Raw genomic sequence first — 24,490 nt, 5'->3', positions numbered from 1 at the left:
AACCAGTCTCCTGAGTGATTCGGTGCGGGCGGTCGCGTTCGCACGCAACACGTCGCGCGTCGGTTCACATCACCATGAATAACCCTGCATCCCGTAGTTCGTATCGTGACGACGACCCCACCACGGCAGGTAAGCGTTGTTCCCGCCGCGTGCGCGGAACCAGTCCTTGTTCGGATCGATTGGCGTGAGTTTCGACGGTGGCATCACCACCACGGCTGCGGGGTGTTTTGGGTCGGTAGTACCTGCAACCAGGGCATTGCCGCCGTAGTGATTGATTCGGCCGATGGCCAGCGCAACGTCGGTCAATGCACTACCGGTTCCCATGTCACCGAGCAGCGCCGCGGTGTTGAACGCCTGCTTCGCATGGTCGTATTCCGGCAGGACTTCGGTCAGTGTCTGAGACAACCCGACAAGTCGCGCCGATGCGGCGTCACTACCGGCACCGGCATCGTGAACGATGTACTTGATATCCGGAACTGCGATTCCAGCGTTGCGCGCTGCTTGGTCGATGGTCGTCTTCCACGCTTGCACCGATCGCGTCGTGCCGACCTTCTGCGAAAACGCGTCGGTGTTGCCGGTCGCGGCCTTGCCGATCCATGCGAGCGGCTCGCGCTCGGTGTTGAAGGTCGGGCCGGCGAGGAACAGCACGACGAGGTTCTCGTTGATCTGCGCATCCGTGGGCGGGAAACTCGGTGCATCCCAGTTCATCACCCATACGCTCTTGTCGGGGTTCGCCTGCAGGTAGTCCAGCGCCTTGTTCAGTGACGTGAAGCCGGCGTTTGCGTTGCCTTGCGTGACTTGTACATCGGGGGGCGTGTCGCGGCTCCATACCTTTGGGAAATTTGGATTGCCGATCGAAAAGGTCTTTCGGATCGAGTCTCGCAGGTAGTTTTGTGAGTCGACTGCATCAAGTCGATCCGGAATGGCAAGTTCGACACGAATACCCGCCAATTCCCGCCAGTCATTGCGATCGTCAGGACTCACGGTGTAGAAATACTTCGGATTTGTCGCATAGCGCGAGCGAAGCAATAGCGGAAAATCGTACATGTACTTGCGATAGAAGCCCCTAAACGTCTCTTTCCCACGATTTCCGTACACTAACGCTCCTATTGATTTGAGCGTCGCGAACGACTCTGGGTCCGTGCGTACCATGTCGTCGTTTTTGTTCGGCGTGGTAAGTCCTTGCGCCCACAATGTTTGCCATTCCGTCGGGTAGTCCTTGCGTTGTAATGGATTCAGCCAAATCAGACCAACGACCTGCGCAACGAAGGGCTCGGCGAGTTCTTTAGTGTGAGTGGCGACGCTAGTGACTGGAGTGGGCGGCTGCACCGCATGCGCCGGGCGCGCCACGGCCGTGGTGAATAGAAACATCGAGAGAGCCAACAATCCGGGCACGACTACGAATCGTTTCATCCAATCTCCTATTTCCAAGTGTGCCGGGTCCGGTTGTTCTACGTATGCCATTAGCGTGGCCATCAGTGGGATCGCGATTATCCACGCCATAACGGCGACGGCAATGCGTCGCGGCCATGTCCCGATCATTGTCTTCATATCACCCCTCCGACCTTCAGATAGAACTCGCCTTCGCGCTCATCCGCGATCGAAGAGGGAATGTTGCCTTCGCTGTTCTTGGCATGTACCCATTTTTCCATCGGAAGTTCGTCAATCTCACCATGCGAAAAATAGTCGTAGTACTTTCTATTCGGGTTGTCTTCCGAAACACCTTTACCCATCCGCCAATCGGCCTCGATGCGCAGATCGTTGAGTTGATCGAGCGTCAGATAACAAGGACCAATCGCCACATCGTACGCAAGCGCCTTTTTCGCATGCTCCGGGTTGGTCATCGTCGTTGAGTGGTTCGTCGGGCTGTTGGTCGTACCGCGATCAAGCCAGTCGACAATTTGCTTGTCTCGCCACTCCTTGTAGCCGTCAGGCACAGGACTTTTCCCATCCTCACCGATCACGCGGCCTTTGCTGTCGATCCATTCCTTGTTCAATGTGCGGCGTGCCTCCATCCGCATCAGCGCGCGGTCCTCGTAGCGCTGTCCGGCTTCGCTCTCGGCCGTGCCGTGGGCGTCGCCATCTTCATTCTTCGCCTTGTACTGGTCGTAAGGATCGTCGGCCTGTTTGTCCGCGTCGGTCTTGCTCGCGTCGCGCCATGCGGACGGCGGATCGTTGCCTTCGTTGAAGTCGCTCACCGCGCCACCGTCCTTCGTCTCGACCGGTTTGCCGAACCGCAGCGCCTGCGGTGGAAACGTTTCGTCCAGGGCAGGGGCATCCGCAATGACCGTCCATCCCTTCGGCGGATCTTCGTTCACACGAAACAGATTCATTGCCGAAGTTGCCGCGGTTGCCGCATACAAGATCGGCGCAGTGATCAACGTTCCCATCATCCCGAAGATCGATTCGTTTCCTTTCAGCGCACCGATCAGACCGAATTTGGCCGGCAACGACGGCGGATACCAGAAGCCCGGCGTCGTCCCCTCCTTGCCGTGCCTCCAGTCGTCTTCCCAATATCGATAGGGCTTTTGCACACCGACAGGGAAACCGGACGCGAACACGCGCTGCGTCAGGACGCCGGATACGCCAATGTCGTCGAGTTCATGCTTGCCGATGCCGCGCCACCCGATACCCTGCACGGTCACCGCCGAGATCACCTGATCGTGCGGACAGCTATACGACGTGACGCGCCCATATGTCGAACCATTCAGACCGTGACGCGCACGGTCATCCTGCGCGGCATAGGACTTGTTGCTCGTCGGCGATACGCGGCCATTCGCCATGTCTTCATCGACCTTGTCCGGTGACGGTTCATATGCGGTGCGTGCACCGATGATCGACAAGAAGTTTCCGAACGTCTGCGTGCGTGCCGCGTAAGTCTGCCTCCCGCGATTGCCCTTGTGGTCCTTCGTCCCGCGCTGTGACCACGTGTCCATGAACGTGCTGGATTTTTGCTGGCCTTCACCTGTGGCGAAACTGTATGGCGCATTCGCCAGCACGTACGCGTCCGCAACGCATCGCCCCTTATGCCCCCACGGGTCTTCAACTTCCTCCAACGCGTCACCGAAAAATGCCCCGGTCAGTCCGACGATGTTGCCTTGGCTGTGGCAAACAACCGTGATAGGAACGCTGGCTTGCATTCTGCGGATCGACTCGATCAGTTTGGCGAGGCGCAAGGCCGCAAGTACACCGTACGCACGCGGCGGCGCGCGATACAGTGGCCGGTTGGTCGGATTGATACCTTGCACGGACGTCCATCCGAACGCGCGGTCATCGAGGCCGCCGTGCCAAAGATCGGGGAGGCTTGAACAACCGTTGGTGAATGGACCGCCACCCCAATAGTCTTCTTCGTTGAGAAAGATCTTGTCGCCATACTCCTTCAGCTCTTCCAGTGTCGCCTTGTAGCCCCAACGAAAATGGATGACCGGTGAAAACGACGGATCAGGCTTGACGTATTTGTCGGGCAGCAGCTTAGGATTCAGAAACCCATCCTGCGTCACGCCTTCCGTGTACTTCGCAGGCGTCAACTGTCCTGCGTCGACGCCTCGATACTTCATCTGATCATCCAGGCGTCCAAGCCGGCGATTCAGACCTTCGCACAATCCTTCTTCGGATGCCTTGAACCATTCGCCTTCGGAGTTGACGCCGTGGACGAAGATCACGACACCGGGCAACGGAAGTTGCTTGACGCAGATAAGCCGCTTGTCCTTGTCGAACAACATCGGCCCTTCTGTTTTGCCGACGACGATAAGCGGTGGTTCGGAACGCGATGCGGCCGCGTCGGGTGCATCGGTCTTTGCGGTAGGGCGTTCGCCGCGCGCATCCGCCACCGGCCGAGGATCGAGAAACGATTCGGTCATGGTCTTATACGTTCTTCTTGATGAACTTCACCGCCAGCTTTTCGAACTGGTCGGCATGGACCGCCGGCAGTTCGCCGGCCGTGTCGGTGGTCAGGTTCGACGGCGCCCCGGACGCCTTCCGAAGTTGCCCGTCGAATCCCGCCACCGCATCCCCATCGGTCGCGCGAACGAGCTTCGGCACACGGCCGAGCGAGGCCTTGTCGAACTTCGGCATATCGGCGTTCATGCTGGCCGGGCCATCCCACGAATGGCCCGCCGATTTCACTGTGAAGATGCCGGGGCAACCGAGTTCGATGTTGCCGCCGTCAAGCTTCAGATACGCACCGCCGGACGTGACGAGTACCACCTGGTCGTTGGCCATGCCGGCCAGCGTTCCGCCGGCCGCAGTCAACTGGATGTTCTTCGCCGAATCCACTTGCGTGTCGTCGTTCTGCGACTGGATCGTGATTTTTCCCTGATTCGCGATCGCCGACACGCCATCGCTATGCGCGAACATCGCGATGCCATGCCCGCCATGCAGATTGATGCGCTCGCCGCTGGTGAGCTGCACATGCTGCTGTGCGATCTGGTCGATGTTCTCGCCCGCATACATGACTTGCGTCTTGGGAGTGACGTGTAGCGACCCTGCCTGCGCGCCGAACGCCATCAATGCGGACGCGTCGCCGGCCGCACCGGACTCCGCGGTGCCGGGCGCCCAGTTGCGGAACGCGTCGGCGATCTTGTTCTGGCCGTCGATGTCGGCGGACTGTCCGCCGTGCTGACCGGCATAGTCGCCAAGCGATTTGAACAGTTCCGTGCAGTGGTCGAGCAGGTGAATCAGTTCGTCGCGATCGAGCTGACCACCGGTCGCGCGTGTGCGCGCGTAGGTCGATAACAGCATGCCCTGGGCGGCCCGCAACGCTGCAGCGGCATCGGTGCGCAGCTCCGCGCCTTCGCCCCGATCATTCCCGTGTCCATCCTTGCGGGGCTGCGTCAAATACCCCAGATTCAATTGCGTGTGCGCGTGTTCGCTCGCCAACTGCGCCGAGATTTGCGACGGCGTATCGTCCAGGCGAAGCTGGTTGTACCGATGCCCCTTGACTTCCTTGGTCTTGATCCCGGACACGTAGCGGTTGCCGGGTAGCGCGCCGGTATGCGTGAAAGTCGCGGGCGGATTTGCGCCGTTGCTCAAGACCCCGATGATGACCAAACGGTCCGGATCGCCCGACAGGCAGCCCAGCAAGACTTCCATCCCGACGCGGGGCAGGAAGAGCGCACCGAAGTTGCCGCCCGCGAGACTCGCCGCGACACGTATGGGCGCACTGTCGCCGGCCGAGCCGTTCGTTCCGGCGCCTTGCGCATGGGCGTGATCCGCCGGATCGAAGCCGTGAATCTGCACGCGCACGCGGCCGGCTTCGTCGCAGAACACTTCGTCCCCCTGCGTGCCGACGATCGTGCCGGTCACCAGGTGGACCGGCGGCAGGTCGATCTTCGGTTCATAGGACGGCTTGAGCGGCACACCGCGACGCACGCACGTGAAACTGTTCTCGTAGCGCGTGTCCGTCTGTTCCGATGCCTCGGCCGATGCGGGTGGTACGGCTTGCGTGAGGTTCCGGCTCGCCGCGAATAGCGTGATCACGCGGCCCGTCAGGTCGTTCGGGAGGTTGTTCCGGATATCGTGCCGAACCGACGTGACAACGAACTGCCGCTGGTCGGCCGGCTTCATGTCAAGTTCAGGGTCGCCCGTCAGCGTGAACCAGCAACCGACCGGCATATCGCGGACGCTACCAATACCGTCGTAGCGCTCCGCTTCGAACTGGTGAGCGAGTATCCGGTCGTGTGTGAGGCGGTCGTGGTCGTTCCACGAATCGCCCACGTGCGGAATGTCGATCGCAACGTCGGTCAGCAATCGGGCAAGGTCATTGCCGGCGTCGCCCTGATCGATGCCGGTTGCGATGGCGGATTCGTCTACGCGGGCTTTCTTGTAGTCCCACGACGGGCGGCTGGCCTTGCCGGGAGACAGGCTTTGATAATGCGCGAACAGCGTCACCGTATCGCGTTGCTCGGTTCCCGCATCGCGCGGGTGAAGGCGCACGGTACCGGCGGGCGACTCCGCCAATCGAAGCGGGTCGTCGCAGAATACGAGCGTGTGGATCGGCTGCTCGTCGGTCATGCCGCGCGCGTCACCGACCGGGCCGGCCTTCGCAAAAACCGTGATGCCTTCGCGTCGCAGCAGTCGGCGCACAAAACGAGCGTCCGACTCGTTGACTTGCCGCGTCAGTTCACGCACCGGATAGCGCTCGGTTCGCAATCCCGACAGGTCGAAATCGAATGCACGCGCGAGCGCGGCACTGCGTTGTCGCCACTCGTTCATCAGCGTGGCAAGAATCTCGATGACGCTCAGCGATCGGAATACACGGGAGTTGGTGCGACGGTCCATCAACGAAAGCGCGTCACAGACATGCAGCTGGTACACCGTCAGTTCGCCATCGGATTGACCGATATGCACGTCCCGCACGATCGCATTGATCGTCCGAACGTTGCCCCGGTCGGTCGTCAGCCGGACCGATACAGGCAGGCCAAGAAACAGCGTCGGGGATAGATGATCGCGTGTGGAAACGCAGGTCAGATGCCCGTCGATGCCCGATATCAACCCTTCACGGATATCGGCGTGATGGAGCGCCAGCAGATGACCGACTGTGCGTTGCGCCTGCCCGAAATGAAGGGCGACGGGACGTTTGTTCCGGTCGACAAGACCGGATGCAAAGTTTCGGAGTGTTGCTGCTATCGACATAACTGCAATCTCATTATTATTTTTCCGAATTCGAACTTGTTCGAAGCGGACTCTCGGTTCAATAAAGAAACGGCACTCGTAATTTCGATGTGGAGAATATCAAACATATATCGATTGCAATGCATATCGATATTTTGAGATGAAAAGTCACGCCTCAAGAAACAGTCGTTGACGTTTTATTGGGGATGGGATTTTTTAAGAAAAGTAATATGACGGATATTGTGTCGATATTGGTGAACCAATTCTTTTTCCTGCCAAGGCGCGCTATTCGATCTTTTCATTGAAATAAACGCGTGTGAAAAACTAAAGATCGGATTTGTCCTACATTTAAAATGTGCGGCGGCACATTGCGGTGACGAAAAGGGCTCGAACAGGATTGCGCCCGTGAGCTTGTCATGCATGTTTGTTTGCCCATGGGGGCGAACGGAGCGGTACGCCGATTCGTTGAAGTCCATGAGGGATTTCCCCCGTGACGCACGCGTGAGCGTCATTTCAGCACCGCGCCCATTCCCTCCACGCCTCCCCACCGACACTTCCCGCCCACCGCCACCGATTATTTGCATTTCGCGAATGGCGCGTTCGCCGGTTGTTCCATACCCGATCGGCAGCGTTGCACCTATCGTGGTGGCGTCGGCTGATTGGATTCGATGCCTGGAACCGGAAAGGCGGCCGGCGCTTCCTCGCGATTCACGTCGCACACCACACAAAAGACATCGGACCTGACTCATGCGCAGGCGCTGCGGCGCGCGCAGGCGAAGCAGCGTCCACGGAGACGGACATGAAAGCAAACGAGTGGGATACCTCCTATGAGTGGAAGGCGGTGACGCTGCTGGCGCTCGGCTTCGGGCTGGTTGGCCTGGACCGCTGGCTCATCGCGCCGCTGTTCCCTTCGATCATGAAGGACCTCAACCTGACCGCGCAGGACGTCGGCAACTGCATCGGCGTGCTCGGCCTGTCGTGGGGCATCTTCGCGGCGCTGATGGGCGGCATCTCGGACAAGGTCGGCCGGCGCAAGGTGCTCATTCCGGCGATCATCGCGTTCTCGCTGCTGTCGGGTTTCTCGGGGCTCGCGGGCGGCCTGCTCGGGTTGATGGCGATCCGCGGGCTGATGGGTGTCGCCGAGGGTTCGTTCTGCCCGACGAGCTTCGCCGCGACGGCCGACGCGTCGCATCCGCGGCGGCGCGGCCTGAACCTCGGCCTGCAGCAAAGCGGCTTCGCGCTCTTCGGGCTGGCGCTGTCGCCCATCATCGCCACCCAGCTGCTCGGTTTCGTCTCGTGGCGCTGGGTCTTTGCGCTCGTGGCCGTTCCCGGCCTGATCCTCGGCGCATTCATGTTCTTCGTCATTCGCGAGCCGAAGGTCGTGAAGGAAGTCGCGTCGGAGCATGCGCCAGCGTCGCTCGGCCACGTGCTCAAGAGCCGCAACATCCTCGTCGCGATGGCTGCGCTGTGCTGCGCGATGACCGGCGTATTCGTGCTCGGCGCGCTGCTGCCACTGTATCTGACGGATTACCTGTCGCTCGGCACGCAGAAGATGGGTCTCGTCGTGTCGGCGATCGGCTTCGGCGGCTTTCTCGGGCAGTTCGGCTTGCCCGGCCTCTCCGATCTGGTTGGCCGACGCTTCGCGAGTATCGTGGGTTTCGTCGGAACGGCCGTGATGCTCTATATTTTCCGCGGCCTCGGCCCGCAGCCGCTCGCGCTGTTCGGGGTGCTGTTCGTTGCGTCGTTCTTCACGCTTGGGCTCGTGTCGCTGCTGTCCGGCCCGGTGGCGACCGAGGCCGCGCCCGTCGGTCTCGTGTCGACGTCGATCGGCGTGGTGGTCGGCGTCGGCGAGATCTTCGGTGGCGGCATCGCGCCGGCGATGGGCGGCTACGTTGCCGCACACTTCGGCATCCAGAACATTCTGTGGCTGCCGATGTGCGCGGTCGTGCTGGGTATCCTGGTCAGCCTGTTGCTGAAGGAAACCGCGCCTGCGGTGCTGCAGCGTCGTGTGGCCGTGCAACCGGAGCTGACGGTAGGGAAGTAACCGAGGCCGTGTGCACGCCGGTGCTTGCACCCTCCGCGATTGACATCGATTAGGCGACACAGTGACGCCGTCCGCATGACACAGCCCGTTGCCCGCTAAAGGTAGACTGGTGACTTCGCTGTCGAAAAAGGGCGCGGCATGGACCGGTTTCTGAGCATCGAGGCATTCGTGAGGGTCGCGGAGGCGAGCAGCTTCGCCGAGGCGGCGCGGCAGCTGGGTGTGACCAGTTCCGTGGTGACGAATCGCATCCAGCAGCTCGAAAAGTTCGTCAACGCGCCACTGTTTCATCGCAGCACGCGCCACGTGCGCTTGTCCGAAGTGGGCGAGGCCTTTTATCGCGAGTGCGCGGAGGTGGTCGGACGTGTCAACGAGTTGACCGACCAGATGCGCGAGCTTCGCGCCACGCCGACCGGGCGGCTGCGCATCCAGGTGCTGCCCGGTTTCGCGCTCGATCACCTGGGCCCGCCGCTGGTCGAATTCAATCGACGCTACCCGGGCATCCAGCTCGACGTGATCGTCAATGACCGCGTCGTGGACCCTGTCGAAGAAGGGTTCGACATCGCCTTCCAGATCTTTCCACCGATTTCCGAGTCGCTGATCGAGCGGCGGCTGTTCAAGGTCAGGCGTCTCTTTTGCGCGTCGCCCGCTTACCTCGAAGCGCATGGTGCGCCACAACATCCCCGTGATTTGCTGCAGCACACCACCGCGCTGTATTCGGGTTATCCGTCACGCAACCGCTGGACGATGACACGCGACGACGAGGTCGTCGAAATGGAGCTGCCGGGCATGATTCGGTCGAACTCCGTTCATTTGCTGCGGGAGTGCGCGCTGACAGGCGGCGGCGTTGTCTGCCTGCCCACGCTCGTGGCGAGCGACGCGCTCGTCGCGGGCCGGCTGGTGCCGATCCTGACCGACTACCACCTCGCGCCGCTGAGCTTTGCCGCCGTTTATCCCGCAACGCAGCGACAGGCGTTGAAAGTGAAAGCGCTGGTCGAATTCCTCGCGGAATGCATCGGCGATGAACCCGCGTGGGACGTGCCGTTGCTGGCGCGCGGCTGGGTGCGCTGAACCGCGCGATTATTCGCGAAACGCAAATGCCGTAATCGCCGTCCGTTGCCTTGTTGCGGTTGTTGGTTGCCCCTAGAGTTGAATCCAACAAGCGGTTCAACTCAGGAGACAGCAATGACCGACACGGCATTCCACACCGTCTTTGGCTCGCTCGACAGCTACAAGAAGGGCGAGATCGAAATCACCAGCGGCAGCGCGCAGCACTACGCCTTCTCGAATGTCTTCGAGGTGGCATCGAAGTCGGCCCCTTATGAAAAGGTCGTCGCCGGCAAGAATCTCGAATACGTGATCGAAGTACTGAGGACCGAGGGCCAGTCGCCCTGGTTCGCGTGTGCGCATGACGAGTTCGCGATCCTGATGGACGGCGAAGTCCGGATCGAATTCATCAAGCTCGACGCACCGCCGAAATCGGGCCGCGGCACCGTGAGCGCGGGCGCGCAACCGGCTGGCCGCAACATGGGGTACGTCGTCCTGCGCCAGGGCCATCAGGCGCTGCTTCCGGCCGGCTGTGCGTACCGCTTCACCGCCGGCAAGCCGGGGGTCGCGCTCGTCCAGACCATGCTCGGCGAGCTGTCCGTGGAGAAGTGGGCCGAGATCTGCCTGCACTGACCCTTCCGACCGCCCACATTCGACTATCCCAGGAGACACGTTATGGCCACCCTCGAAACCCTCGACCCGTCCGCAGGCTTCGCAGCCGATCTGGTGCGATCCACGCAAGCCGATGCCGTCACCGGCTACCGCCGCTTCCAGCTCGGCGCGTTCGAATTCCAGCGCGACGAGTACTTCGTGAAGATCAGCTGGCCCGCGAAAGGCCAGACGCGCACGCATGCAATGCCGGCGGACGCGTTCCTGCGCGCGATGATGCGCGACGTCGCATGGGGCTTCTTCTACGGCTGGGTGAATTTCGATCACGTGTTCGGCACGCGCAATCACTACGGCAAGGTGGACATGTACGCGGGCACCTTCAACGGCATCCTGAAGGACGCCGGGGTCGACTACACCGAGACCTTCGAAACGCCCACCATCATGGCGACCTTCAAGGCGATGCTGCACGACTGGACCAACGAAGGATTCGACCCGTTCGCGGCGCCCGAGGAAACCGGCACGGCATTCGGGCGCAAGCACGGCGAGAACGGCGCGGCAATCGAACGCACGCGGATCGCGACGCGCCGCATGCCGGGCCTCGAAGGCGACTCGCCGTTGCGCGACGAACTGCCCGTCAACCGCGCGTTCCTCGACGTTGCGCAGGACGAGCCGGAAGTGCATGTCGAACCGGGCTTCGAAGGCGAGCTGCACGCATTCAACCTGTTCAAGTATCTGTCGCGCTCGGACGTGACGTGGAATCCGTCGGTCACGTCGGTGTGCGGGCGCAGCCTGTTCTGCCCGACCACCGAGGAATTCATCCTGCCGGTCTTCCACGGCAACGATCGCGTCGAGTGGTTCCTGCAACTGTCCGACGAAATCGTGTGGGACATCGGCGACAAGAACACCGGCGCACCGCGGGCACGCGTCACGATGCGCGCCGGCGACATTTGCGCGATGCCCGCCGACATCCGGCATCAGGGTTACTCGACGAAGCGTTCGATGCTGCTGGTCTGGGAAAACGCGACGCCGAACCTGCCGCAACGCTACGAAAGCGGCGAACTGGCGCCGTATCCGATCGCGTTCTGAGCAGCGCACCCGCTTCCGCTTCAGCACAATACCGAGGACGATTCATGCAAACCCAACTCTTCATCGACGGCCGCTTCGTTGACGCCGTCGACCGCGGCACGATCGACGTGCTCAATCCGCACGACGGTTCCGTCATCGCGAAGATCGCGGCGGCCACAGCGGCGGACGTCGATCTGGCCGTCGAAGCCGCGACCCGCGCGTTCCCCAAATGGTCGGCGATGCCGGCCGCCGAACGCGGCCGGCTGCTGCTGCGCCTGGCCGATGCGCTCGAGGCCAACGCCGAGGAGCTGGCACAGCTCGAATCGCTGGACACCGGTCATCCGATTCGCGATTCGCGCGCGCTCGACGTGCCGCGCACGGCCGCCTGCTTTCGCTATTTCGGCGGCATGGCCGACAAGCTGCAGGGCTCGGTGATTCCCGTCGAAACCGGCTTCCTGAACTACGTGCAGCGTGCGCCGATCGGCGTCGTCGGCCAGATCGTGCCGTGGAATTTTCCGCTGATGTTCACGAGCTGGAAGATGGGGCCGGCGCTGGCCGCCGGCAACACGGTGGTGCTCAAGCCGTCGGAGATCACGCCGCTGTCGACGTTGCGCATCGTCGAATTGATGGCCGAGGTCGGGTTTCCCGCGGGCGTCGTCAACATCGTCCCCGGTTACGGGCATACGGCCGGCCAGCGGCTCGCCGAACACCCGGGCGTCGGCAAGATCGCGTTCACCGGTTCGACGGCGACCGGCCGCCGGATCGTCGAGGCGTCGCAGGGCAACCTGAAGCGCGTTCAACTGGAGCTGGGCGGCAAGGGCGCCAACATCGTGTTCGACGATGCCGATCTCGATGCGGCCATCAACGGCGCCGCATGGGCGATCTTTCACAACCAGGGGCAGGCGTGTATCGCGGGTTCGCGTCTCGTGCTGCACGAGCGCATCGCGGACGCGTTCCTCGAACGATTCGTTGCGCTCGCATCGTCGATACGGATCGGCAACCCGCTCGACGCCGATTCCGAGATGGGGCCGCTGACGTCGAAGCAACACCTCGAGCGCGTGCTGTCGTTCGTCGACGTGGCGCGCGAGCAGGGCGGCCGCGTGCTCGCGGGCGGCAGCGCGCCGCAAGATCCTGCGCTCGCCAACGGCTACTACGTGCGCCCGACCGTCATCGAAGCCAGGAGCGCGGCCGACCGCGTCGCGCAGGAGGAAGTGTTCGGCCCGTTCGTGACCGTGCTGCGCTTCGGCAGTGACGAGGAAGCGCTGGCCATCGCCAACGCAACCGAATACGGGCTTGGCAGCGGCCTGTGGACCCAGAACCTCTCCCGCGCGCACAAGATGGCGTCGCAGATCAACGCGGGCATGTGCTGGATCAACTGCTACAAGCGCGTCAATCCGGGCAGCCCGTTCGGCGGCGTCGGGAAATCGGGCTACGGCCGCGAGATGGGCTTCGAGGCCATGCACGACTACACGGAAGCGCGGTCGGTGTGGGTCAACGTCGACGGCAACGTGCCGCCGCACTTCAAGCGCTGAGGCCTTCATGGAGCGCTTCGTCTATCAGGGAACCCCTTCGCGCGTGGTGTTCGAATGGGGGGCGCTCGCCAGATTGCCGGACGAGCTGTCGACGCTCGGCGCCCGCCGCGCGCTCATTCTGTCGACGCCGGAGCAGCGGCCTCTCGCCGATCGCGTGAAGGAGGTTCTCGGCGAGCGTGCCGCCGGCGTGTGCGCACAGGCGATCATGCACGTTCCGGTCGAAGTCGCGCGCGCTGCGCGCGAGATGGCCGCCGAACTGGGTGCGGACTGTTGCATCGCGATCGGCGGCGGCTCGACGATCGGGTTGGGCAAGGCCATTGCGCTTGAATCGTCGCTGCCGATCCTGGCGGTGCCGACGACTTACGCCGGTTCAGAGATGACGCCGATTTACGGGCTTACCGAAGGCCGGCTGAAGCGCACGGGGCGCGACGCGCGCGTGCTGCCGCGTACCGTGCTCTACGACCCGTCGTTGACGGTGTCGCTGCCGCCTGGCATTTCGGCGGCGTCCGGTGTCAATGCGATGGCGCATGCGGTCGAGGCGCTCTACGCGGAAGACGCGAACCCGGTGATCAGCCTGATGGCCGAAGAATCGATTCGCGCGCTCGGCGAAGCATTGCCCGTCGTGGTGCGCGATCCGGAAGACCAAGCGATGCGCAGCCGCGCGTTGTATGGCGCCTGGCTCGCGGGAACCTGCCTCGGCGCGGTCGGCATGGCGTTGCATCACAAGCTTTGCCACACGCTCGGCGGCACCTTCAACCTGCCGCACGCGCAGACGCACGCGGCCATGTTGCCGCATACCGCGCATTACAACCACACCGCCGCGCCTGATGCGCTGCGCCGCGTCGCGCGGGCGTTGGGCGGGAACGACGCGGCCGACGCCGGCCCGCTGCTGTTCAAGCTGAACGCGCAGCTCGGCATCGCGCCGGCGCTTGCCGATATCGGCATGCCGGAGGATGGCCTCGATGAAGCGGCCGACATCGCGTGCCGGAACCCGTATGCGAATCCGCGGCCGATCGAACGCGCGGCGATTCGGGCATTGCTTCAGGACGCGTGGGAAGGGCGTGCGCCGCATTGATCGGCTGGATGCTCAAACGGAGACAGACGTGATGAATGACCACCATGACGGCGACACGAGGCTGACTGAGCAGGTCGTCGCGAGCTTCGGCGGCACGCCGGGCCCGCGCTTGTGCGTGCTGATGCAGAGCGTCGCGCGGCAGTTTCATGCGTTCGTTCTCGACCGGAGCTGATCGACATGGCTCGATTTTTTGCGGTGTTTGCGACGGACCAGCCCGGTATGCGCGAAGTGCGCGACCGCGTGCGGCCGAGTCATCGGAGCTACCTGCGCGCGGCCGCCCAGCACGGCGTGTATGTGCGGCTCGGCGGCCCGACGCTGGACCCGCAGGGTGACGCGATGAACGGAACGCTGCTCGTCATCGAGGCTGACGATATCCATGCGGTGATGCAGTTCGTCGGCAACGACCCGTATGTGAAGGAGGGGTTGTTCTCGCGCGTGGAAGTGCGCCCGTGGGACTGGAGCCTCGGAAACCCCGAGCAGAGAGTGTGAGTCATGGAAGCCAGACAACTCTGCCGTGTTTCCGATGTGCCGGACGGCGGCGCGCGGGTCGTCGATGAAGCTTGCATCGGACGCCCCGTCATCGTGGTGCGACGCGGCGAGCAGGTATGGGCGTACGTGAATCGTTGCCCGCACTTTTCGGTGCCGCTCGATTTCGTACCGGGCAATGTTTCCTGCTATCGGTCGCAGGTATTGATGTGTGCCCATCACAGCGCGCTGTTCCGGTTCGACGATGGGGTGTGTATCGACGGACCTTGCTCGGGATCGGCGTTGGAAGCCGTGGCGGTCGAGGTGGATTCAACGGAGTGGGTTGTCTGGCGAGGCGCTTGATTCGAACGTTTCGATCGGTGCGGTGTCGGGTCGATCTACGCGAGACTAAATAGAAGAAGTTGAGATCGAGCAATACGTGCGGCGCTGTTCATTCTATTCAATCAGTAAAACTAATCATAGTTGCGGCGTTGTTAAACCGAGCATTGAGCGAATACCCGCCACCTAGCGGGTGGCGGGTTCGCATTGACATAAAACGACGGAGACAGAATGAAACTCAGGTTTGGAGCAGTGGCGATTCTTGCCGTGGCGCAGGGCGCATGGGCACAGAGCAGCGTGACGATGTTCGGTCTTATCGACAGCGGCATCTCGTATGTCAGCAACGAGGGCGGCGGGAAGAACGTCAAATTCGACGATGGCATATACGCGCCCAATCTCTTCGGCTTCCGCGGCACGGAGGATCTCGGCGGTGGATATCGCGCGACGTTCGCGCTCGTGAACCAGTTCTCGATGGCGAACGGCAGCATTGTCGGAACCGGAATTTTCGGGCGCAACGCATACGTGGGCCTCGAGAGCGACCGGTTCGGCAGCATCACGCTCGGCAATCAGTATGACTTCATGGTGGATTCCCTCTTTTCGAAGGGGAATGCGATTGCGAGGGACATCAATGGGCTATACGGCTTCCGGAATGGCCCGTTCCAGCGTCTCGCGCTGCCGGACAATCCGACCGGTGCGTTCGATTGGGACCGCACGGCAGGCAGCAAACCGATCGCGAATTCCGTCAAATACAGTTCACCGACGGTCGCAGGCCTGTCCGGCGGCGTGATGTATGCGTTCGGCGGCGTGGCCGGCTCGGTCGGGGCGGACAACGCCGTCAGTGCCGGGCTGAACTATGAGCTGGGGCCGTTCGGTATGGGCGCGGCATACACGAACGAGAAGTACGGCCCGGCGCCTGGCGTGCCGTCGACGAGCGTGCGCAACTGGGGCGTCGGGATGCACTACGACTTCGGTGTCGTGACTGCGAGTGCGCTGGTGACGACCGTGCACAACTCGTTCAACGATGCCGGCGTGTGGATGGCCGAAGGCGGCGGGGTGTGGCACGTCAGGCCGGACGTCGTCCTGGGGGCGAAATACATGTACATGAAGGGTAATGAAGCGGTGAGCAACAACCACGCTCATCAACTCAGCGTGGCGCTTCAATACCTGTTGTCGAAGCGGACGATGGTCTATGTGTCGGCTGACTACCAGCGCGCGAACAGCGGGGCGAATGCGCAGGTGAATGGCGTGCTGGATCCGAACGGGGCTTCAAGTTCGGCGAGCCAGGTGGTGGCGCGGGTCGGGTTGCATACGGTGTTTTGATTGGGGGGCGGCGGGCGGACATGCGCGCCGCCGCTCGCTTCCGGCCGGTTGTTGTCGCCCGGGCAACACGGTAGTGTGCCTGTTGACCTGCTGCCGGACCGACAATGAGCCTACGATGAGGTGCGCCGGCCATCAGTGAATTTCAAACAGGGGATGCGTTGCCGATCATTCCACCCTATAGTGCTCGTCGTTGACCGATCTGCAAGCCAATCAGGAGCGCGTCGTGTTTCACCGGAAATCCAGACTGGGTCTTTCGAACTTCGTGTGCGTCGTCGCCCTGACGATGATGCTGGCGCCAGTCGCGGCGCATGCAGAGGCGGAGGCTGTCGACGGCACGACGCGCATCGCGACCGCCGTCAATCACGACACGTCACCCGCACGACCGATTGTCGGCGACGACCCGGTTGCCATTCGGGATGCCTTGAAGAGGCTGCACATCAGCACCGTCCCGCCTTCCTTGAGCGGCCGGGTTCGCGGCCTGGTCTCCAGCGCTGCCGAGCGGCATGGCCCGAATCCCGACCTGGCGGCCGTCGGTCTGGATCGTGACGTGACGTTCGTGGTGCCGGTGCGGTACGGGCTGAGGTACCGGTCACAGCAGCGCCTGTTGACGCTGGACGTCGACCTGTTCGACGCAGAGCGCGACGACCGCACGGGCATCCTGCTCAGAAAGGTCACGACGGGGCCTCGAGGGCGAGGGCTCGTGATCGCACCCGAAGCGAAGGCAAAAGGGTATATCCAGCAGGTCGACATCATCGAACTCGAGTCCGGGAAAGGCAAAATGACTTCGGTTCGTAGCCGCATGCGGCTTTCGCCCGCCGTGTACGCCCAAGCGCATGGCGACTTCGCGCTCGTTTTTTCCGGGCGCCTGGTTCGGCCTTACCTGAGCGAACAAATCGAGCATGTCGATCCGAGCATCGAGGAGCCGACGGACATTACGACCAGGATCTCCAGCTTGCACATGAATCTCCATGCCATCTGGCTGGTGAGTCCGTCGAGCAGTGTCGTGCTGTCGAAGAAGCTGAGTCTGTCGAAGTAGCGACAGCGCGAAAGTTGGCGTCTTGCGAAAAATTTGAGGCGCCGTCGCAAATCTCAGGTTGCTCGGCACCCCTTCAACGCGCCTCATTAATTGGAGCGTCTGGCTTCTCACGTTCGGGATGGCCGATCTCGGTTGCCTCATGGGCGAGTCGCGGCGATCTCGCTCGCCCGCGTTTCGCGGGCCCCGGTTCGTTACTTAACTTTCCCGGCCTGAACGATGACCTGCGTCAAGACCTCCAGCTGACCGTCGGTCTCCGATTGAGCCACGTCGAATAGACCAAACAGGCTCATGCCGCGCAGGGAAGCGAAGACGAAGCCCGCAAACTGCTCCGGATTCGGATGGTTTGCTTCGATCTCCGGGAAGCACGATATGAATCGCGCAAAGAATACGGGGTCCGACCGAGCTCGGGTCGCGTCTATCTTCGCAAACAACTCCGGCGACGCCTTGCAGCCGAAGAACAAGCTCCACGCGGCGATATAGCTCGGGACGCCATAGATCGTCTGCCAGGCGAGGCGCACAAATTCGCGTGCGCGTTCCTCCAGCGCGAGGCCGGCTGGCGGCCAGACCACGCCGTCGTCGGACAAGGGCGCCATCACCTCGTCGATCAGTCGCTCCATCAGGACCTGACGATTCGCGAAATGATGCTGAAGTGCGCCCAGCGTGACGCGCGCGCCGCGTGCGATGTCCTGCAGGTTCGTCGCCTTGAACCCCTTCTTGTGCAGCAGGCGCATGGCGGATTGCACGATGCGACGACGCGTGTTGTCGCTACGTTCTTCTTGTGTCCGGCGCGCAGGCGCGCGGCGAGGCTTGTCGGATTTCGGTACGGTGCTCATCGGTCGAACGGTCGTTGGCATGCGGGCAGAAGTCTATTACACGGCGGCGGCGGGTGGGGTCTCGGGACGCGAAGTCGGGTTAACCACAAACAAGTAACAATAATTTTTAATTGTTTTTGTGCACGGGTGCAATCTATACTTGGCCGCACGCACCGCATGAGAATGCTCGGCGCCGCAGGTCGGCACCGCTGCCGTGCCGGGTGGCCCCGCTTCGCTATGAAACATTAAATATTTATTGTTTTTTGCGAAGGCCGCAGTGGTGGTTTCGGGGGCCGATGGAGTGCTCATCGCACGCTGCGCGTCTCGGGGACAACCGAGCCGCGCGGAACAACCAGATGGGCTGGCAACCGTCTTTGCTTGCGGCGCCAGCCCAAGTACGACTTCGAACCTTTGCCCTTGTAAGCCATCATGACCGCAACGACGCAGACCCCCGAAGCTATCAGCTACCTGTTCACCTTCCAGTGCCCCGACCGGTTGGGCATTCTCGCGAAAGTCTCGAATCTGCTGTTCCGCGAGGGTGCTTATGTCACGGAGTCGTTGCATTACGGCGACCCGCGGACCGAGCAGTTTTTCGCGCGGATGGTTTTTGACGACCACCTGATGAAGGACGGTATCGGGGCGTTGACGCAGCAGATGGCGTCGCTTGCACGCGAACTGGACATGCAGTTCGAGATTCGTCCGGCGGCGTACCGTCCGAAGGTGCTGATCGCCGTTTCAAAGTTCGATCACTGCCTGAACCTGCTCCTGACGAAGTGGCGCGCAGGCGCACTCGACATCGACATCGTCGGCGTGGTCTCGAATCACAACGACTGCCGCAGTCTCGTCGAGTGGTACGGCATCGCGTTTCACCACTTCCCGATTACGCCTGATACCAAGCCTCAGCAGGAAGCACGGATTCTCGACCTGTTCGCCACGACGGGCGCGGAATTGCTCGTCCTGGCCCGGTACATGCAGATTCTGTCCGACGACCTGAGCCGCAAGCTCGAAGGGCGTGCCATCAACATTCACCATTCGTTCCTGCCCGGCTTCAAAGGTGCGCGCCCCTATCACCAGGCCTACGACCGCGGCGTCAAGGTGATTGGCGCCACCGCCCACTTCGTGACGAGCGACCTCGACGAGGGCCCGATTATCGCGCAAGAGGTCAAGACGATTGACCACGCCCATACGGCCGAAGACATGGTTCTCGTGGGGCACGACACGGAAGCGGTCGCGTTGGCAAACGCCGTGCGCCTCTTCGGAGAAGGCCGGATTTTCCTCAACGGCCATCGCACGGTCATCCTGTAATCAGTGACGAGGTTCGCTTGGAAAACTACTCTCTCTGGTCTCTCGCGAAGCATGCGCTCAGCGGTCATCGGCGCTGGGCTCCGGCGTGGCGGACAAGCGAGCCGAAAAGTCGCTACGACGTGGTGATCATCGGCGGTGGCGGTCAAGGGCTGTCGACTGCTTATTATCTGGCCAGGAATCACGGCATCACGAATGTGGCCGTCATCGAGAAGGGCTGGCTGGGCGGCGGCAATACCGGCCGCAACACGACAGCCATCCGCTCGAACTACTTCTATCCGGAAAGCACGCGATTCTTCGAGCGCTCGTTGCAACTCTACGAGGGGCTGAGCAAGGAGTTCAACTACAACGTGATGCTCAGCCAACGCGGCGTGCTCACGCTAGCTCACAGTCCGCATCAGCTGGACGGGCTGAACCGCTGGTCCAATTCGATTCAACTGCAAGGCATCGACGCCGAAATGCTCGGCGTCGAGCAGATTCGCGAGTACCTGCCGCTGCTGGATCTGAGCAAGGACGCACGATTCCCGGTGCTCGGCGGCTTCATTCAGCGTCGCGGTGGCGTCGCGCGACACGATGCGGTGGCATGGGGCTATGCTCGCGGCGCGGACGCGATGGGGGTCGACATCGTCCAGAACTGCGAAGTCACGGGTTTGCGTATCGGGGCAAATCGCATTCAAGGCGTCGAAACCAGCAAGGGATTCATCGCCGCCGACAAGGTGGTCGTCTCGGTCGCGGGAAATTCATCCGTGCTTGCCCGCATGGCGGGCATCAAGCTGCCCATCATTTCGATGCCCTTGCAAGCGATGGTCAGCGAGCCGGTGAAGCCGATCCTCGATGGCGTCGTGAACTCTCCGGCGGTGCATGCGTACGTGAGTCAGTCGGATCGCGGTGAAATCCTGATCGGTGGAAGAACCGACGCGTACCCGTCATACGGTCAGCGAGGATCGCTGCCCGCGCTCGAAGACACGCTGAGCGCAACGCTCAACCTGTTCCCGGCGTTCAGTCGATTGAAGCTCATGCGCCAATGGGCCGGCATCGTCGACATTTCGCCGGACTCGAGCCCGATTCTCGGCAAGACGCCGGTCAAGTCGCTGTTCATGAGCACGGGCTGGGGTACCGGCGGATTCAAGGCGATACCGGTTGGTGGCGAAACCATGGCCTATACCGTTGCCAATGACCGTCCGCATCCTCTCATCGAACCATTTGGCCTTGACCGGTTTTCCACGGGCCGCTTCGTCAACGAAGCGGCTGCCGCCGGCGTCGAACATTGAACGGAACGACTCATGTTACGCATTGCTTGCCCCTACTGCGGAAGCTCGCGGGATGAAGACGAGTTTTCATACGGCGGACCGTACCAGCGCGTGCGGCCTGCCGACCCGGCGCAACTGAGCGACGAGGAATGGGGCGACTACCTCTTCATTCGCGAGAACGCTCGAGGCGCCAGCCTCGAACGCTGGCGCCATACGTTCGGATGTCGCCAATGGTTCGGCATCGAGCGAGACACGGTCAGCCACGCACTGCTCAGGATTTTCACCTTCGACGAGGTTCCTCGCGGTGGTCCGTATGCGTTGCAGCAGGAAGGAGATGTTCATGAAGCGGTTTGAACGCGTCCCGGTCTTCGGCGAGGCGCAAGTCACGCCACGTCAGTCGATCGAATTCTGGTTCGACGGAAAACGCCATGCCGGACTCAAAGGGGACACGCTCGCATCGGCGTTGCTTGCCAATGGCATCGGCATCGTTGGCCGAAGTTTCAAGCTGCATCGCCCTCGCGGCATCATGGGCCGCGGTATCGAGGAGCCCAATGGCCTCGTGCAACTCGAGTCGGGAGGTTTCGACGAGCCGAACGTTCGCGCGACGCTCATGCCGCTCTATCCCGGTCTGAAGGCAACCAGCCAGAACGCCTGGCCCAGCGCCAAACACGACGTCATGGGGATGCTCGACACGTTTTCGAGCGTGTTGCCTGCGTCGTTCTATTACAAGTCGATGATCTGGCCCAACTGGCATTTCTATGAGCGGATGGTCCGCCCGATTGCCGGCCTCGGAAAATCGCCGACCGTTGCCGACGCGCAGAAGTATCAGAAGCGCAATGTTCATTGCGACGTTCTGGTCGTCGGCGGTGGTCCCGCCGGGCTCATTGCCGCTTATGTCGCCGGCTTGTCCGGGCTCAGGGTTATCCTCGCGGACGATGCCGAAGCGTTCGGTGGTTCCGTCCTGGGCGAGCGTTTTGAAGTCGACGGCGCGCCTGCCGCACTGTGGGTCCGTGCGATCGTTGCGAAGCTGGAGCAGTTGCCGAATGTTCAGCTTCTATCGCGAACGAACGTGAGCGGTTACTACGAGCACAACGTCGTGTCGGCACAGCAGCGTGTCGCGAATCATCTTGGCCCAGCCGGTCAGGCCGGACGGCTTCGCGAGCGCCTTTGGAAAATCCGTGCGCGCGCCGTGATCCTCGCAACAGGCGCCATCGAACGTCCTTTGGTATTTGCAAACAACGACCGGCCAGGCGTCATGCTGGCATCCGCAGTCCGGATGTATGCGAATCAGCATGGCGTCGCGCCCGGCAGCCGCGTTGTCATCGCAACCAACAACGACAACGCATACCTGACGGCATTCGACCTTCACTCGGTAGGCGTGCGGGCTCTCACGGTCGTCGATACGCGGTCGGTGGTCGACGGGGCGCTGACCGAAAAACTGAAGGCGGCGGGTATCAGGCACTACGCCGGCTATGGAATTTCGGACGTCGTCGGGAAGCGCGGAGTCAAGGCGATCAAGCTCGCGAAACATGCCGGTGACGGCGCGCTCGTCGGGCCGACCGAAACCGTGTCATGCGACCTGGTCGCGATGTCGAGCGGCTGGACCCCGACCATCCATCTATACAGTCAGGCCGGCGGTACGCTGAAGCTCGATGCCGAGCAGATGTGTCTCGTTCCCGATTCCTGCGCGCAGAACGTTCGCGTAATCGGTGCGGCCAATGGTGCGTTTTCGCTCGCGGCATGCGTGACTTCCGCCGCTACTGCGACGGCGGAAACGCTGCGCGAGTTCGGGCATCAGGACGTGCCGGAATTCCTCGCGCCTCGTGTGCAAGCTGAAGAGCAAGACTCGCTTCACATTCAACCGTATTGGTACACGCAAAGCTCGGCCACCAACAAGCAGTGGCTGGATTTTCAGTACGACGTGAAGGTCTCGGACGTCGAGCTCGCGATGCGGGAGAACTTCGTCTCGGTCGAACATGTGAAGCGCTACACGACGGGCGGCATGAGCGTCGACCAGGGAAAATCGAGCAACTTCAACATCCTCGCCGTGATGGCAGAGCTGAGCGGCCGTCCGATCGTCAAGGTGGGAACGACGCGGTTCCGGCCGCCTTACCAGCCGGTCACGCTTGGCACATTTGCCGGAGGTACGGTCGGCAAGCTTTACGCCCCGTATCAACGCTTGCACGCGGCGGATGCACATCGTGCACTGAACGCGGTGGTCGGAGATTACGGTTGGCAGCGCCCGGACTACTATCCACGCGGGTCCGAGGACATCCATCAGGCGACGCGCAGGGAAGTGGCGGCAGTTCGCGGCAACGTCGGCATGTTCGACGGCTCGCCGCTCGGAAAACTCGAAGTAAAGGGGCCCGACGCGGCGGAATTCCTGAACCGGATGTACGTCAACAACCTGTCGACAGTCAAACCCGGCTCGGCACGCTACGCGATGTTGGCAAACGAGAACGGCATTCTCATCGACGACGGTGTGGTCGTGCGTCTTGCCGAAGACCATTTTCTTGTCCACACGACGAGCGCGGCGTCCGGAAGGGTCTTTCTCCTGATGGAAGAGGCTCTTCAATGCGAATGGCCGGACTTGAAGGTCTACGTGAACAACGTCACCACGCAGTGGGCGAACGTCACGATTTCCGGCCCCAACGCTCGCGCCGTGATGCAGCGGGTGGAATCCGACATCGACTTCTCGGTCGCCGCATTTGCGCACATGCAGTTCAGGACGGGGCAGTTTGCTGGCGTGGACGCGCGTATCTTGCGCGCAAGCTTCACGGGCGAAGTGACTTACGAAATTTCGGTGCCGGCCCGCTATGGGCGTGCGCTCTGGATCTTCATGGCCAAAGCCGGTGAGCCGTTCGGAATCACGCCGTATGGCGTCGAAGCGCTCGAAGTCATGCGTACGGAAAAAGGTTACCTCCACGTCGGCGCCGATACGGATGGGTGCTCCAACGCACTCGACATCGGTTGGGGAAAAATCGTCGAGAAGAAGGGCGGCGACTTCATCGGGCGCCGCTCGATGCAACGCCCGGAAGACAGGAAGAAGGGCCGCCTGGAGTTCGTCGGCCTTGAATGTCTCGACGCTTCGACGCAACTGCCTGTCGGTGGGCACTTTGTCGAAGACCATACGTCCGGACAACCATCACGTTCCGACGGCTACGTCACATCGTCTTGCCTCAGTCCTACCTTGAGCAAGTCGATTGGCCTGGGCATCCTGCGAGATGGGGCGAGCCGGCTTGGTCAGGAAGTACGAATCTATTCCAACGGTCGCATCCTTGCCGCGCGCGTCGTACCTGCCGCGCACTACGATCCGAAAGGAGAGCGTCTCAATGCATGACTTACAGGCCCGATCGACCGTCACGTCCCACCTCGTGACGGGCCGCGTATTCCGGATTGCTGCGCCTTCGTTGCAACTGTCGGAGATTCCGCTGCACGGCCTTGTCCGGATTCAGGGTGACGGAAAATCGTCGAAGTTGAAGGCGAGCATCGAGGCCGGGTTGGGTGTGGCCTTGCCGCTTCCGGAGCGTTCAACCTTGATTGGGACGACTCGGCTCGTGTGGGTGGGGCCGAACGAATGGCTGGTACTTTGTGCGCTGGAGGACGAGGCGGCCATCGTCCGGAATCTGACGAACAGCCTTGCGAATCAATTCGTCGCGGTCACCCTGGTATCCGACGCACGCGTGTCGTTCCTCGTATCCGGCGGCGAAGCCGTGGACTTCCTCGCCAAGGGGTGCGGGATCGACCTCGACGCCACGGTGTTTCCGGTCGACGCGGCGGTGACGACTCGCTTCGCCGGCCTGCCCGCGATGCTGCTACGCCGGGCGACCTTCGAATATGTGTTGTACTTCGATGTTTCCATGGCCGGGTTTCTCGTCGACTGGATGACCGACGCGGCGGAAGAATTCGAAGCCTGAGCGTATTCGTCGCGGAGGAAACGGGAGATCGGATCGTCCGCGACGTCGAGAGGGAACGAGGGAAGTTC

The 24,490-nt window shown here is 62.0% G+C and carries 20 protein-coding genes and 1 pseudogene; 16 read left to right on the top strand and 5 right to left on the bottom strand.

Going from position 1 to position 24,490, the window contains the following annotated elements:
- Nucleotides 1-69: 69 nt before the first annotated feature.
- The 4 genes from H3H55_RS30340 to H3H55_RS30325 all read right to left on the bottom strand — a co-directional run bounded on the left by H3H55_RS30340 (nt 70) and on the right by H3H55_RS30325 (nt 7,361).
- Entirely contained in the window at nt 70-1,413 is a 1,344-nt protein-coding gene (locus H3H55_RS30340) for a virulence factor (protein WP_193101438.1), read from the bottom strand.
- A 134-nt stretch (nt 1,414-1,547) separates the two neighbouring features.
- Nucleotides 1,548-3,860 carry a DUF3274 domain-containing protein gene (locus H3H55_RS30335; RefSeq protein WP_193101436.1) on the bottom strand — a complete coding sequence of 771 codons (2,313 nt, stop codon included), beginning with the start codon at nt 3,858-3,860 and terminating at the stop codon, nt 1,548-1,550.
- A gap of 4 nt (nt 3,861-3,864) precedes the next feature.
- A complete protein-coding gene (locus H3H55_RS30330; RefSeq protein ID WP_193101435.1) occupies nt 3,865-6,633 on the bottom strand; it encodes a type VI secretion system Vgr family protein in 2,769 nt (922 codons plus the stop codon).
- A gap of 176 nt (nt 6,634-6,809) precedes the next feature.
- Nucleotides 6,810-7,361: a hypothetical protein gene (locus H3H55_RS30325; protein WP_193101433.1), complete on the bottom strand. Its 552-nt coding sequence runs from the start codon at nt 7,359-7,361 to the stop codon at nt 6,810-6,812.
- A 50-nt stretch (nt 7,362-7,411) separates the two neighbouring features.
- Between H3H55_RS30325 and H3H55_RS30320 the strand changes: the two genes are divergently transcribed.
- The 11 genes and pseudogenes from H3H55_RS30320 (at nt 7,412) to H3H55_RS30270 (ending at nt 17,141) form a co-directional block, all read left to right on the top strand.
- On the top strand, nt 7,412-8,656 hold the full coding sequence (locus H3H55_RS30320; RefSeq protein ID WP_129516465.1) for an MFS transporter: 1,245 nt from the start codon (nt 7,412-7,414) through the stop codon (nt 8,654-8,656).
- A gap of 138 nt (nt 8,657-8,794) precedes the next feature.
- Nucleotides 8,795-9,724, top strand: a complete 930-nt coding sequence (locus H3H55_RS30315; RefSeq protein WP_129516466.1) for a LysR family transcriptional regulator — start codon at nt 8,795-8,797, stop codon at nt 9,722-9,724.
- Nucleotides 9,725-9,838: 114 nt separating this feature from the next.
- Nucleotides 9,839-10,333 (top strand): hydroxyquinol 1,2-dioxygenase, encoded by a 495-nt coding sequence (locus H3H55_RS30310; protein ID WP_193101431.1) that lies wholly within the window; start codon nt 9,839-9,841, stop codon nt 10,331-10,333.
- 42 nt (nt 10,334-10,375) lie between these two features.
- A complete protein-coding gene (locus H3H55_RS30305; RefSeq protein WP_129516468.1) occupies nt 10,376-11,395 on the top strand; it encodes a hydroxyquinol 1,2-dioxygenase in 1,020 nt (339 codons plus the stop codon).
- Nucleotides 11,396-11,439: 44 nt separating this feature from the next.
- On the top strand, nt 11,440-12,906 hold the full coding sequence (locus tag H3H55_RS30300) for an aldehyde dehydrogenase family protein (RefSeq protein WP_193101429.1): 1,467 nt from the start codon (nt 11,440-11,442) through the stop codon (nt 12,904-12,906).
- Between the two features lie 7 nt (nt 12,907-12,913).
- Nucleotides 12,914-13,981 carry a maleylacetate reductase gene (locus H3H55_RS30295; RefSeq protein WP_193101427.1) on the top strand — a complete coding sequence of 356 codons (1,068 nt, stop codon included), beginning with the start codon at nt 12,914-12,916 and terminating at the stop codon, nt 13,979-13,981.
- Nucleotides 13,982-14,009: 28 nt separating this feature from the next.
- Nucleotides 14,010-14,138: pseudogene (locus H3H55_RS30290) on the top strand (6-chlorohydroxyquinol-1,2-dioxygenase); the annotation flags it as partial.
- Nucleotides 14,139-14,158: 20 nt separating this feature from the next.
- On the top strand, nt 14,159-14,470 hold the full coding sequence (locus H3H55_RS30285) for a YciI family protein (protein ID WP_193101425.1): 312 nt from the start codon (nt 14,159-14,161) through the stop codon (nt 14,468-14,470).
- 3 nt (nt 14,471-14,473) lie between these two features.
- Entirely contained in the window at nt 14,474-14,809 is a 336-nt protein-coding gene (locus tag H3H55_RS30280; RefSeq protein ID WP_193101423.1) for a Rieske (2Fe-2S) protein, read from the top strand.
- Nucleotides 14,810-15,016: 207 nt separating this feature from the next.
- Nucleotides 15,017-16,105 carry a porin gene (locus H3H55_RS30275; RefSeq protein WP_193101421.1) on the top strand — a complete coding sequence of 363 codons (1,089 nt, stop codon included), beginning with the start codon at nt 15,017-15,019 and terminating at the stop codon, nt 16,103-16,105.
- A gap of 223 nt (nt 16,106-16,328) precedes the next feature.
- Complete coding sequence (locus H3H55_RS30270) at nt 16,329-17,141, top strand: hypothetical protein (protein WP_193102238.1); 813 nt, start codon at nt 16,329-16,331, stop codon at nt 17,139-17,141.
- 191 nt (nt 17,142-17,332) lie between these two features.
- On the opposite strand, the gene H3H55_RS30265 is transcribed toward H3H55_RS30270, so the two are convergent.
- Nucleotides 17,333-17,974, bottom strand: coding sequence for a TetR/AcrR family transcriptional regulator (locus H3H55_RS30265; protein WP_193101420.1), 642 nt, complete (start codon nt 17,972-17,974; stop codon nt 17,333-17,335).
- Between the two features lie 408 nt (nt 17,975-18,382).
- Here H3H55_RS30265 and purU point away from each other — a divergent pair, with 408 nt between their 5' ends.
- The 5 genes from purU to H3H55_RS30240 are packed head-to-tail and all read left to right on the top strand — an operon-like array spanning nt 18,383 to nt 24,422.
- Nucleotides 18,383-19,258: a formyltetrahydrofolate deformylase gene (gene purU / locus H3H55_RS30260; RefSeq protein WP_193101418.1), complete on the top strand. Its 876-nt coding sequence runs from the start codon at nt 18,383-18,385 to the stop codon at nt 19,256-19,258.
- Nucleotides 19,259-19,275: 17 nt separating this feature from the next.
- Entirely contained in the window at nt 19,276-20,526 is a 1,251-nt protein-coding gene (locus H3H55_RS30255; protein WP_193101416.1) for a sarcosine oxidase subunit beta family protein, read from the top strand.
- 12 nt (nt 20,527-20,538) lie between these two features.
- Nucleotides 20,539-20,859 (top strand): sarcosine oxidase subunit delta, encoded by a 321-nt coding sequence (locus H3H55_RS30250; RefSeq protein ID WP_193101414.1) that lies wholly within the window; start codon nt 20,539-20,541, stop codon nt 20,857-20,859.
- The gene (locus H3H55_RS30245; RefSeq protein ID WP_193101412.1) at nt 20,846-23,845 is read left to right on the top strand and encodes a sarcosine oxidase subunit alpha family protein; all 3,000 of its coding nucleotides are present in this window, start codon (nt 20,846-20,848) and stop codon (nt 23,843-23,845) included. The genes H3H55_RS30250 and H3H55_RS30245 overlap by 14 nt, the downstream gene beginning before the upstream one ends.
- Complete coding sequence (locus tag H3H55_RS30240; protein WP_193101410.1) at nt 23,838-24,422, top strand: sarcosine oxidase subunit gamma; 585 nt, start codon at nt 23,838-23,840, stop codon at nt 24,420-24,422. Before H3H55_RS30245 ends, H3H55_RS30240 begins: the two co-directional genes overlap by 8 nt.
- The last annotated feature ends 68 nt before the right edge of the window (nt 24,423-24,490 follow it).

Origin of the sequence: Burkholderia sp. Z1 (genome assembly GCF_014893795.1) — a bacterium.
GTDB classification, from domain to species: domain Bacteria; phylum Pseudomonadota; class Gammaproteobacteria; order Burkholderiales; family Burkholderiaceae; genus Burkholderia; species Burkholderia theae.
Note: the sequence above shows the minus strand (reverse complement) of the source record. Positions and strands in the feature narration are given on the sequence as shown.

Coding starts and splice junctions, on each gene's coding strand:
- H3H55_RS30300 (WP_193101429.1), top strand. CDS start 11,440: ATGCAAACCCAACTCTTCATCGACGGCCGCTTCGTTGACGCCGTCGAC.
- H3H55_RS30320 (WP_129516465.1), top strand. CDS start 7,412: ATGAAAGCAAACGAGTGGGATACCTCCTATGAGTGGAAGGCGGTGACG.
- H3H55_RS30335 (WP_193101436.1), bottom strand. CDS start 3,860: ATGACCGAATCGTTTCTCGATCCTCGGCCGGTGGCGGATGCGCGCGGC.
- H3H55_RS30330 (WP_193101435.1), bottom strand. CDS start 6,633: ATGTCGATAGCAGCAACACTCCGAAACTTTGCATCCGGTCTTGTCGAC.
- H3H55_RS30275 (WP_193101421.1), top strand. CDS start 15,017: ATGAAACTCAGGTTTGGAGCAGTGGCGATTCTTGCCGTGGCGCAGGGC.
- H3H55_RS30250 (WP_193101414.1), top strand. CDS start 20,539: ATGTTACGCATTGCTTGCCCCTACTGCGGAAGCTCGCGGGATGAAGAC.
- H3H55_RS30285 (WP_193101425.1), top strand. CDS start 14,159: ATGGCTCGATTTTTTGCGGTGTTTGCGACGGACCAGCCCGGTATGCGC.
- H3H55_RS30340 (WP_193101438.1), bottom strand. CDS start 1,413: ATGAAACGATTCGTAGTCGTGCCCGGATTGTTGGCTCTCTCGATGTTT.
- H3H55_RS30240 (WP_193101410.1), top strand. CDS start 23,838: ATGCATGACTTACAGGCCCGATCGACCGTCACGTCCCACCTCGTGACG.
- H3H55_RS30305 (WP_129516468.1), top strand. CDS start 10,376: ATGGCCACCCTCGAAACCCTCGACCCGTCCGCAGGCTTCGCAGCCGAT.
- H3H55_RS30295 (WP_193101427.1), top strand. CDS start 12,914: ATGGAGCGCTTCGTCTATCAGGGAACCCCTTCGCGCGTGGTGTTCGAA.
- H3H55_RS30265 (WP_193101420.1), bottom strand. CDS start 17,974: ATGAGCACCGTACCGAAATCCGACAAGCCTCGCCGCGCGCCTGCGCGC.
- H3H55_RS30280 (WP_193101423.1), top strand. CDS start 14,474: ATGGAAGCCAGACAACTCTGCCGTGTTTCCGATGTGCCGGACGGCGGC.
- purU (WP_193101418.1), top strand. CDS start 18,383: ATGACCGCAACGACGCAGACCCCCGAAGCTATCAGCTACCTGTTCACC.
- H3H55_RS30310 (WP_193101431.1), top strand. CDS start 9,839: ATGACCGACACGGCATTCCACACCGTCTTTGGCTCGCTCGACAGCTAC.
- H3H55_RS30325 (WP_193101433.1), bottom strand. CDS start 7,361: ATGAGTCAGGTCCGATGTCTTTTGTGTGGTGTGCGACGTGAATCGCGA.
- H3H55_RS30245 (WP_193101412.1), top strand. CDS start 20,846: ATGAAGCGGTTTGAACGCGTCCCGGTCTTCGGCGAGGCGCAAGTCACG.
- H3H55_RS30315 (WP_129516466.1), top strand. CDS start 8,795: ATGGACCGGTTTCTGAGCATCGAGGCATTCGTGAGGGTCGCGGAGGCG.